Origin of the sequence: Streptomyces afghaniensis (assembly GCF_044327915.1) — a bacterium.
In the GTDB taxonomy this organism is placed as follows: Bacteria; Actinomycetota; Actinomycetes; order Streptomycetales; family Streptomycetaceae; genus Streptomyces; species Streptomyces afghaniensis.
Genome location: NZ_JBIRGJ010000005.1, coordinates 837,365 through 847,404, shown reverse-complemented (window position 1 = coordinate 847,404; position 10,040 = coordinate 837,365). Strand labels below are relative to the sequence as shown.

The window sequence follows — 10,040 nt, the reverse complement described above, 5'->3', positions numbered from 1 at the left end:
CCCCGGGGGGGCGGGGGGGGGGGGGCGGGGGGGGGTGGGGTGGGGGGGGGGGGGGGGGGCGCCCCCGGGGGGGGGGGGGGGGGGGGGGGGGGGGGGGGGGGGGGGCCCGCCCCCCCCCGACAGGGAGCCGAAGAGGACAGCCAGGACAACCAGCAGACGTACTCGGATAGTCGGCATGTCCACTACAGTCCGGTGATTTCAGGACACCGTCAACACCCCTGACTCTGGAGTAAGTTCCCTCTCGGCCAGCGCGCACACCTCAACTGCCCACTCGTCGTGTCACGTTCAACAAGTACTCCTTCCTGTTCAGCGGGTTGTGGTCGGTGCGCGGACGCTCGGGAATCGTGCCGTGCATGACTGGCGCATAGTGGTCGAAGGCGCTCTCCAGTTCTCCCTCACCGCGGGTGAGCCCCGGCAGCATGTGTCCCAGGGCATGCACCCGGGCCGCCGGCACGGTGCCTTCGAGGACGCAGAGGTGGCCACGGTTGCGCGTCGCCTCCGGCACGGCAGCGAGCCCGGCGAGGGCCGGCAGCAGGGCGCCGAGGGTGTCGGCCGGGGCCTCGACGCGGAAGCGGTGCATCGGCTCGTGGACCCGTGTGCCGGCCCGCCGCAGCGCCTCGATCAGCACCAGCGGGGTGACGCCCCGGAAGTCGGCTCCGGTGCTCGACATGCTCTTGTCGAAGCCCTGGTGGGCGTGGCTCTGGCGGGGTGAGTAGCCGCTGTGGGTCATGGTGACCGTGCAGTCCGGGACCTGCCAGCCGTGCAGCCCCTGGCCGAGGGTCTCGCGCACGGTGTCCTCGACGGCCTTGAAGAAGGCGTACGGCATGGAGCCGAGCTCCACCTCCAGCCGGAAGGCGACGCCCGAGCCGGCCGGTGCGGGATCGACGCGCAGGCCGACCGTCGCGAGGAACGGGTTCTGGCCCTTCTTGTTGAACTCCACGGCATGCCCGGTGCCGATGAGCCGTTCGACGCACAGCGGGGTGGTTTCGCGGAAGGTGACGTGGAGACCGTACTCGTCGGCGAGGGTGGCCTGGACGACTTCCTTCTGCACCTCGCCGTAGAGGGAGACGGAGGTCTCCTGCCGGCGTTCGTCGTGACGCAGGCCGATGAGCGGGTCCTGTTCGGCGAGCTGGGTGAGCGCGAGGTGGAGCGCGCCTCGGTTCACGCCGGGCCCCGGGACGACGACCGTCTCCAGGGTGGGCGGGGCGAAGACGTGCTCGTACGCCTTGCGGGGTTCGCCGATCGCGTCGCCGGTCCTGATGTCGGCGAGACCCCACAGCCGGGCGATCTGTCCGGCGTGGACGGTGTCCGCGCGGGTGTCCGTGCCGTGTCCGAAGACGCTGATTCCGGTGACCCGCCCTTCGGCGCCGTCCGCTCCGCAGGGGATCCGGTCGCGGGTGCGCAGGGTGCCGGAGAACATCCGGGCGTAGGCGACCTTCTCCCCCGCCGGGCCCCGCTCGACCTTGAACACGGTTCCGGAGACCGGCCCGTCCGCGTCCCCGTCGGCCGCCGGCAGCAGTTCCTCGATGCCGGACAGGAGCGCGTCCACGCCGGCGCCCGTGGCGGCGGAGCCGAAATAGACCGGGTGGACCAGGGCCTCCCGGGTCTGCGCGACGAGCGACCCACGCAGGAGGGCGTCCGTGACGGTGTCCTCGACGTAGGCGGACAGCAGGGTGTCGTCGTTCTCGGTCAGGACGTCGAGGGCGGCGGCCGGGCCGGGCCCCTGGGTGAAGCGGGCCGTGCGCGTGCCGAGGCCGGTGACCGTTCCCATCGGCACGATCGAGGGTGTCAGGCGGGCCGCGACCGACCGCAGCACCTCCTCGTCCCGCGCCCCGCGCCGGTCGATCTTGTTGACGAAGAGCAGGGTCGGGATGCGCAGCCGCTGGAGGGTCCGCATCAGCACCCGCGTCTGCGCCTGCACCCCTTCGCAGGCGGAGATCACGAGGACGGCGCCGTCCAGCACGCCGAGCACGCGCTCCACCTCGGCGATGAAGTCCGGGTGACCGGGTGTGTCGATGAGGTTGACCGTCACACCGTCGAGCGGGAACGAGACGACGGCGGACTTGATGGTGATGCCACGCTGCCGCTCCAGCGCGAGGGTGTCGGTGCGGGTGTTCCCGTCGTCGACACGGCCGACCTCGTCGATCACCCCGGCCGAATGGAGGAGCCGCTCGGTCAGGCTGGTCTTACCTGCGTCGACGTGGGCGAGGATGCCAAGGTTGAGCAACTGCACGAAGCGTCATGTCCTTCGGAGAGAGAGCCGTTCCTGTCTGGGGGGACATGGACGCAGTGCGCATCTGGGGCTCCTCGGGACTCGGTGACGTCGTCGACCCGTGCAGTGCAGCAGACCGGGCCGGAGGGCCACAACGGAATTAACCGCCGACGGGGTACCCGGTGGCTTTGTGGAAGGAGCTGCTCGTGCGTGACATCCTCCCGGTGCTCGGCCGCTGGTACGCCGCCGGGCTCCCCTTCGGCCTGGCGACGGTCGTCGAGGTCAGCCGCAGTGCGCCGCGCGACCCGGGCGCGGCGATGGCGGTGGGTCCGGACGAGGAGGTCGTGGGCAGTGTGTCCGGGGGCTGTGTCGAGGGTGCCGTGTTCGAGCTGGCCCAGGAGGTCGTGGCGAGCGGTGAGGCCCGGCTGGAGACCTTCGGCTACAGCGACGAGGACGCCTTCGCCGTCGGCCTGACCTGCGGGGGCGAGATCACACTGCTCGTGCGGCCCGTGACGCCCGAGCTGGATCCCGCCTTCGGCTCGGTCGTGGACTGCGTCGCGGCCGGGGAGCCGGTGACCGTGGCGACGGTGACCGACGGTCCGGCCCCGCGCGGGGCGACGCTCGCCGTCCGGCCGGACCGGGTGTCGGGCACGCTGGGCGCGGGCGGCCTGGACGCGGCCGTCACCGCCGACGCGCGCGGCGAGCTCGCTCTCGGTGCCACCGGACCGCGGCACTACGGGCCCCAGGGGCAGCGCCGCGAGGACTCCGTCAGCGTGTTCCTGCAGTCCTTCGCACCGCCGCCGCGGATGCTGGTCTTCGGCGCCATCGACTACGCGGCGGCCGTCGCCCGCATCGGCGACTTCCTCGGCTACCGGGTCACCGTTTGTGACGCCCGTCCCGTCTTCGCCACGCCCCGGCGCTTCCCCGAGGGCGTCGAGGTGGTCGCCGAGTGGCCGCACCGCTATCTGCGGGACACGGACACCGACGAGCGCACGGTCGTCTGCGTCCTCACGCACGACCCCAAGTTCGACGTGCCGCTGCTCCAGGAGGCACTGCGCCGGCCCGCCGCCTACATCGGGGCGATGGGCAGCCGCCGTACCCACGCCGACCGGGCGAAGCGGCTGGCCGAGGCCGGCCTCACCGAGCGGGAGCTGTCCCGGCTGCGCTCACCGGTCGGGCTCGACCTCGGGGCCCGTACGCCCGAGGAGGTGGCGGTGTCCGTCGCCGCGGAGATCGTCGCGCTGCGCTGGGGCGGCAGCGGGGCCCCGCTCACCGCCACGGAGGGAGCGGTGCATCCGCCCAAGTGAGTCAGGACCGCGGGCCGTCGTCGGCGGGCCGCCGGCCCCAGGCCGAGATCATCGGTGAGGTGGCGAGGTCGAGGCGCCCGGCCTCGACGTCGGCGAGGTGCCGTTCGATCTCCTCGTCCGTGGCGAGGCCCTCGGCGACGAGCCGGTCCCGCACCTGCCGGACGGTGGCCGCCTCCAGGACGTCGCAGGCGGGCGAGGTGATCGGGAAGTAGGCGTCGGCCTCGACCTCGTCGAGGCCGGCCTCGCGCAGCAGCCGCGGCAGCCTGCGTCCGTAGGAGAGGTCGGCACCCCGCTGCCGCAGCAGCTCACGGAAGCCGGTGCGGAGCCGGTTGGCCAGCTCCTGCCCGGGTCCGTACTCGTCGGGGCAGATCAGGGGCTGGAGTGCGGGGTCGGCGTCCTCGACCAGCAGCCAACCGCCGGGGCGCAAGGCCTGGACCATCGCGCGCAGCGCGGCGTCGCGCTCGGCCACGTGGACCAGGACGAGGCGGGCGTGGATCAGGTCGAAGGGCCCGGCCGGGGGTTCGTCGCGGCCGACGTCGTGGCGGAGCACCTCGACCCCCTCGGTGGCGGCCGCCTCGGTCCAGGACACGTCGATGTCGGTGGCGAGCACCCGCCCGCGCGGCCCGACGCGCTCGCGGAGCCACGCGGCGACGCTCGGCCCGCCTGCGCCGACCTCCCAGCAGCGCCACCCCTCGGCGACGCCGATCTGCTCGAAGTGCCGGAACGTCGAGGCGTCGAAGAGAGCTGCCAGCGCGTCGAAGCGTGTACCGGCCTCGGACTGCCGGTTGTCCAGGAGGTATCCCTTGTCCCGCTTGTCCCGCACCATGCGCCGATCATGTCACGGGGCTGCCTGCGGCGGCCGGGCCGGTTCGGGTCAGCGGGGTGTGCGGGGCGGCAGCCGGTGCAGTTCCACGTCGGTGAGCCGGCCGTCGGCGACGGTGGCGGTCAGGTACGTGCAGTGCGGCTGGCGGCGGCGGTCGGTCGGGGAACCCGGGTTGAGCAGGCGCAGACCGGTCGGGGCCGTGGTGTCCCAGGGGATGTGGCTGTGGCCGAAGACCAGCACGTCGAGGTCGGGGAAGCGGGCCGCGCAGCGCTTCTCCCGGCCCTGGGCGGGGCCCGTCTCGTGGATCACGCCGAAGCGCAGCCCGCCCAGCTCCGCGTACGCCACCTCCGGCAGCCGGGCGCGCAGGTCCGGCCCGTCGTTGTTGCCGTACACGCCGACGAGCCTGCGGCAGCTGTTCTCCAGCAGGTCGAGGGTGGCCGTGTCGACCCAGTCGCCGGCGTGGAACACGACGTCGGCGTGCGGGAGTTCGGCCAGCAGCGGGGCGGGCAGGACCTTGGCCCGCTTGGGCAGGTGAGTATCGGACATGAAAAGCAGGCGCACATCCTCACCCTAGATGCTTCCCGCCGCCCCGCCCGGGAACCCCGTCGATCTTCAAACGGACAGCCTGCGCAGCTCAGTTGCCCCGTGACCGGAGATGATCACGGGCAGGTCTCGAAAGGTGAGGCGGCGTCGCCGACCGGGTTAGCATCGGGCATCGCGCAAGACAACAGGACGTCTACGGCAAGCGACCCGAAGGGGCCCGGAAACCCGATGCCGGTCAAGGTCAGCGTCATCGTCCCCGTGTACAACCCGGGGATCTACATCGAGGACTGCATCTCCTCGCTGCAGCGGCAGTCGCTGCCTCCCGACGAGTACGAGGTGATCTTCGTCGACGACGGCTCGACCGACCAGACCCCGGCCCGGCTCGACGCGCTCGCCGCCGAGGACCCCCGGATGAAGGTCATCCACCAGGAGAACTCGGGCTGGTCGGGCAAGCCCCGCAACGTCGGCATCGAGGCCTCCCGCGGCGAGTTCGTCATGTTCGTCGACAACGACGACTACCTGGGCGACGAGGCCCTGGAGCGGATGTACGACTACGGCGTGGCCAACGGCGCCGACGTCGTCGTGGGCAAGATGGCCGGCAAGGGCCGCGGCGTGCCGGTGGAACTGTTCCGCCGCAACCACCCGCGCGCCACCGTCGAGAACGCCCCGCTCATCGACAGCCTCACCCCCCACAAGATGTTCCGCCGGGCCTTCCTGGACCGCATCGGCCTGCGCTTCCCCGAGGGCAGGCGGCGCCTGGAGGACCACGTCTTCATCGCCGAGGCGTATCTGCGCGCGGAGAACGTCTCCGTGCTCAGCGACTACGTCTGCTACTACCACCTCCGGCGGGACGACGGCTCCAACGCCGGCTTCGAACGCTTCGATCCGGTCGGCTACTTCAAGAACCTCCGTGAGGCCCTCGACGTCGTCGAGCGGTACACCGAGCCCGGACCGGTGCGCGACAAGCTCTTCCGGCGCTGGCTGCGCGTGGAGATGGTCGAGCGGCTGCGGGCCCGGCGCCTTCTGAAGCTGCCGGACGACTACCGCAGGGAGCTGTTCGCCGAGATCCACGAGGTCGTCGTCGAGCGGTTCGGTCCCGGCGTCGCGGCCGGGCTCCAGCCGACGCAGCAGGTCGTCGCCGCGCTGACCGCGGCCGACCGGTACGACGACGTCGTGTCCTTCGCCCAGTGGGAGGCCGGTGTCGCTCCCAAGGCGGCCCCCGGGCAGGTGGAGTGGCGGGACGGCACCCTCAGCATCGGCTTCACGGCCGAGTACACCTCCGGCGGCGAGCCGATGACCTTCCCCGCCGACGCCGAGGCGACACCGCTGGACGACGCGCCCAAGGACCTCACGGAGGCGGTGGAGTGGGTGGCCTCGCAGACCGCCGCGCGCTTCGGCCAGGCCACCGCCGACCTGCTGCTGCGCGAGCGGTCCAGTGCCGCGCAGTACTTCCAGCCCGTGCGGTTCACCCGCGAGACCGTGCCCGTCGGGGACGGCGAGGAGGTCCGGCTGGTGCTGCGGGCGACCGCCACCGTCGATCCGGCCGACCTGCCGAGGGACGGCGTCTGGGACGCGCTCGTCCGGGTCAAGCTGGGCGGCTGGACCAAGGAATGCCGGCTGGGCCCGGCGCCGACGGCGAGCCGGCCCACGCCGGACGCCGGGGTCGTCGGGGGCCGCGCGGCGCTGCCGTACTGGACGGAGCCGCACGGCAACCTCTCCCTGGAGCTCGGCGTGCGGGGCAAGCGGCTCGGGCTGGGCCGCGTGCAGCAGTCCGCCGTCACCGTCACCGGGGACCAGGTGCGGGCGCGGCTTCCGCTGTACGTCCCCGGCGACACGGAGGTGCGACTGCGGTTCGTCTCCGCCCAGCAGATCGTCGAGGCGCCCGGCACGCTCTCCCCCGCCGCGGACGGGACGGGGGCGGTGCTGGCGGCGGCCCTGCCCGCGGAGAACCTCTCGCGCGGGGTCTGGCGGGTGGCCCTGTGCCCTGCTGCCCCGGACGCCGCGCGGCCGCTGTACACCGGGCTGCCGTTCGCGCTGCGCGCCGCGGGTGGGAGTGTGCAGGTGGCGCCCGTACCGCAGCCGGGTGTCGCACTGCGGTTGGCGCGGCGTGCGCGGCGCGTGCTCGGTGCCGCGCGCCGGAAGGTTTCCCGTCTCAGGATCGGAGGGCAGTGACAGCATGCGACCACTGGGGATAGAGGGCGCCTGGGTTCTGGAGCCCAAGATCTTCCCGGACGACCGGGGCAGCTTCCACGAGTGGTACCGGGGCGCGGAGTTCCGTGAGGCCACGGGCTACGACCTGTCCCTGGCCCAGGCCAACTGCTCGGTCTCCCGGCGGGGCGTGCTGCGGGGTGTGCACTTCGCGGACGTGCCGCCCAGCCAGGCCAAGTACGTCACGTGTGTGCGCGGGGCCGTCCTGGACGTGGTGATCGACATCCGCTTGGGCTCCCCCACCTACCGGCAGTGGGAGGCCGTACGGCTCGACGAGGACACCCGGCACGCGGTGTTCCTCGCGGAGGGGCTGGGCCACGCGTTCATGGCCCTGACCGACGACGCGACGGTCGTGTACCTGTGCTCGGCGGGCTACGCCCCGGAACGCGAACACGGCATCCACCCGCTCGACCCGGCCCTGGGCATCGAGTGGCCCGACGGAATCGAGCCGCTCCTCTCCCCCAAGGACGACCAGGCCCCGACCCTGGCCGAGGCGGAACGCCAGGGCTTGTTGCCGTCGTACGAGACCTGCCTGGCGTATTACGAGGAGCTGCGGGGCGGCCGGGCGAGGGGCTGACGCCTCGGCCGACCGGCCGAGGCGCGGAGCCGACCGGTCCTTCTACAGTGACCGGCGTGAGCCTCCCGCACGCGACAGCCGACCTGACCATGACGCAGACCCGGCGGCAGGGCTGCCTGCGTGCGGTGGGTATCACCACGCTGGTCCTGTCGGCCGCCGCGGACGTGCTCATCGCCGTCACCAACGGCAAGACACTGTGGCCGGTGCTCCTGCTCCTGTCGCTCGGCCTCGCGGCCGTCCTCCGGCCCGTGGCCCGCCGGCCCGCGTGGCTCACCCCCCACGTGCGCGCCGCCGTACCAGCGGGTGCCTCCCTGGCCTTGACCGCCGTCGCCACGATGACCGAGCGCGTACGCATGTTCGGCCCCGGTGAGGTGGCGGTCCTGCTCTGCCTGTTGCTGATCGCCGTCCGCACCTGCCCACCACGGTGGGCGGGCCTGTGCGCGGTACTCACCGGTGGGGCGGCCATCGCGGCGCCGCTGCGCTTCTACGCGACCGGAACGCAGGACGACGTCCTGATCCTGTTGCTCGCGCTGACGGTAGCGCTGCTGGCCGGCGTCACGGCCGGCGTCGGCGGCTACCTGCGCACCCTGGACCACAGGCGACGAGTGGCGGTCGCCGAGACCCGCCGTTCGGAGCGCCTCGCCATGGCAGCCGACCTGCACGACTTCGTCGCCCACCATGTCACCGGCATCCTGGTCCAGACACAGATGGCCCGCATGATGGCCGCCACCGAACCCGGTCGGCTGGACCCGGTACTGGCGGGAATCGAGCACGCCGCGACCCAAGCGCTCGACTCCATGCGCGTGACCGTCGGCATCCTGCGCGGCGGCCCCGAGGGAACGGCCCGGCTCGAGCCGGGCGAGAGCCGCCCGGTGGGCGACCTGACAGCCCTCGCGGAACTGGTCGACGGATTCGGCGGCCCGGCCGGCCCGAAGGCCGAACTGCGCCGCGACGCCTCAGTGCCCCGGGACCTGCCCCACGCAGTGCAGGCCGCCGCCTACCGCGTCGTCCAGGAAGCCCTCACGAACGTACGCCGTCACGCCGCCGACGCCACCGAGGTCACCGTCGCCCTCGCGCACTCCGACGACATCCTGCGCGTGACAGTGCGCGACAACGGCCGTGGAGGGGCCCCGATGCCGTACGCCGCCCGCGGCGGAGGCTTCGGCATCGTCGGCCTCACCGAACGCGTCACCGCCCTCGGCGGCGAACTTCGCACCGGCCCACGCGAGGACCACGGCTGGGAGGTCATGGCCCTCCTCCCCACCGCGCGGCAAGGAAGTTGATGCCTTGCCGGGGGCTACAGCCCCCAGGGCCCGCGCGGAACAGGGTGTCCCGCGCGGGCAGCGGATCAGCGGCCGAGCAGGCGCTTCAGCCGCTTGCCGTCGGCGGACTTCCACAGGGTGTCCCACAGCTTGGCGGAGCCCGTGTAGGTGTACACGCCGGGGGCTCCTTGCGCGGCGCAGCCGTCGCCGTACGCCACGATGCCTATCTGGTACACGCCCTTGCGGCCCTTGAGCGTGCGGAAGAGTGGCCCGCCGCTGTCACCCTGGCAGGAGTCCTTCCCCTCCACTCCCGCGCACACGTTGACCGTCTTGTCGTAGTCCGGGTACGACGCCTTGCACTCGATGTGCGACACGATGGGGACATCCACCGCACGCAGCCGGTCCGGATGGGTCGGCACCTCGGTGTCGGTGTTGCCCCAGCCGGCGACCGTGGCCTTGGCGCCCGGACGGATGAGCGCGTCCGTGCCCTGGGTCGGCAGGTTGACCGGGGCGATGCCGTAGACGGGTTTGTCCAGTTCCAGGAGCGCGAAATCGTAGTCTTCGTGGAGGGTGATCGTGCGGACGTTGCGCAGATGGCCCTGCTTCTTGTCCGACAGCACGGTCCGGCCCACGACGGTCTCCATCTGCTTGGGCTTCTCGTCAACGACGCAGTGCGCGGCCGTCATCACGAGGTACGGACTGAGCAGGCTGCCGCCGCAGAAGTGCCGGTCGCGCGGGTTGCCCTTGCCCTTGCTCAGCAGCGCCGCCATGAACGGGTACGAGCCGTTCGGCTTCTCGACGCCGCCGATGATCTGCACGCCCGGGCGCCCGCGATCCGTCGCCGTCGCGGCGTGGGCCGTGCCGACGGACACGGCGACGAGCCCGAGTACCGTGCCGGCCGCGACTGCGACCGAGGCGCTCCGCCGAGCCGCCGCTCTGTGGGCGGGGGCGTTGAAAGGATGCATGGGATCTCCAGTCGTGTCTTCGAACAGGGGGGTGGGGCTGCCCGCGAACTCGCCCGCGGACAAGGCCCTTCCGGGGCCCACCGCACAGGCGGTGGGACCGGAATCCTCGGTGGGTGACGGTCGTCTCCGGAGCTGACGGTCGT

The 10,040-nt window shown here is 72.6% G+C and carries 8 protein-coding genes; 4 read left to right on the top strand and 4 right to left on the bottom strand.

The window, feature by feature from the left end:
• Positions 1–259: 259 nt before the first annotated feature.
• Positions 260–2,233: a GTP-binding protein gene (locus ACH4G3_RS22390; RefSeq protein ID WP_397626152.1), complete on the bottom strand. Its 1,974-nt coding sequence runs from the start codon at positions 2,231–2,233 to the stop codon at positions 260–262.
• Between the two features lie 185 nt (positions 2,234–2,418).
• On the opposite strand from ACH4G3_RS22390, the gene ACH4G3_RS22385 reads away from it, so the two are divergent.
• A complete protein-coding gene (locus tag ACH4G3_RS22385) occupies positions 2,419–3,519 on the top strand; it encodes an XdhC family protein (RefSeq protein ID WP_397626151.1) in 1,101 nt (366 codons plus the stop codon).
• 1 nt (position 3,520) lies between these two features.
• On the opposite strand, the gene ACH4G3_RS22380 is transcribed toward ACH4G3_RS22385, so the two are convergent.
• Both ACH4G3_RS22380 and ACH4G3_RS22375 read right to left on the bottom strand, forming a co-directional pair.
• Complete coding sequence (locus ACH4G3_RS22380) at positions 3,521–4,345, bottom strand: class I SAM-dependent methyltransferase (RefSeq protein ID WP_397626150.1); 825 nt, start codon at positions 4,343–4,345, stop codon at positions 3,521–3,523.
• A gap of 48 nt (positions 4,346–4,393) precedes the next feature.
• Complete coding sequence (locus tag ACH4G3_RS22375) at positions 4,394–4,903, bottom strand: metallophosphoesterase family protein (RefSeq protein WP_397626149.1); 510 nt, start codon at positions 4,901–4,903, stop codon at positions 4,394–4,396.
• A 210-nt stretch (positions 4,904–5,113) separates the two neighbouring features.
• Between ACH4G3_RS22375 and ACH4G3_RS22370 the strand changes: the two genes are divergently transcribed.
• Genes ACH4G3_RS22370 through ACH4G3_RS22360 form a run of 3 tightly spaced genes read left to right on the top strand, consistent with a single transcriptional unit; the run spans position 5,114 to position 8,953 of the window.
• On the top strand, positions 5,114–7,057 hold the full coding sequence (locus tag ACH4G3_RS22370) for a glycosyltransferase family 2 protein (protein WP_397626148.1): 1,944 nt from the start codon (positions 5,114–5,116) through the stop codon (positions 7,055–7,057).
• A gap of 4 nt (positions 7,058–7,061) precedes the next feature.
• The gene (rfbC, locus tag ACH4G3_RS22365) at positions 7,062–7,670 is read left to right on the top strand and encodes a dTDP-4-dehydrorhamnose 3,5-epimerase (protein ID WP_397626147.1); all 609 of its coding nucleotides are present in this window, start codon (positions 7,062–7,064) and stop codon (positions 7,668–7,670) included.
• Positions 7,671–7,717: 47 nt separating this feature from the next.
• Positions 7,718–8,953 (top strand): sensor histidine kinase, encoded by a 1,236-nt coding sequence (locus ACH4G3_RS22360; RefSeq protein ID WP_397626146.1) that lies wholly within the window; start codon positions 7,718–7,720, stop codon positions 8,951–8,953.
• Between the two features lie 65 nt (positions 8,954–9,018).
• On the opposite strand, the gene ACH4G3_RS22355 is transcribed toward ACH4G3_RS22360, so the two are convergent.
• Positions 9,019–9,897 carry a S1 family serine peptidase gene (locus ACH4G3_RS22355; RefSeq protein ID WP_397626145.1) on the bottom strand — a complete coding sequence of 293 codons (879 nt, stop codon included), beginning with the start codon at positions 9,895–9,897 and terminating at the stop codon, positions 9,019–9,021.
• Positions 9,898–10,040 lie beyond the last annotated feature (143 nt).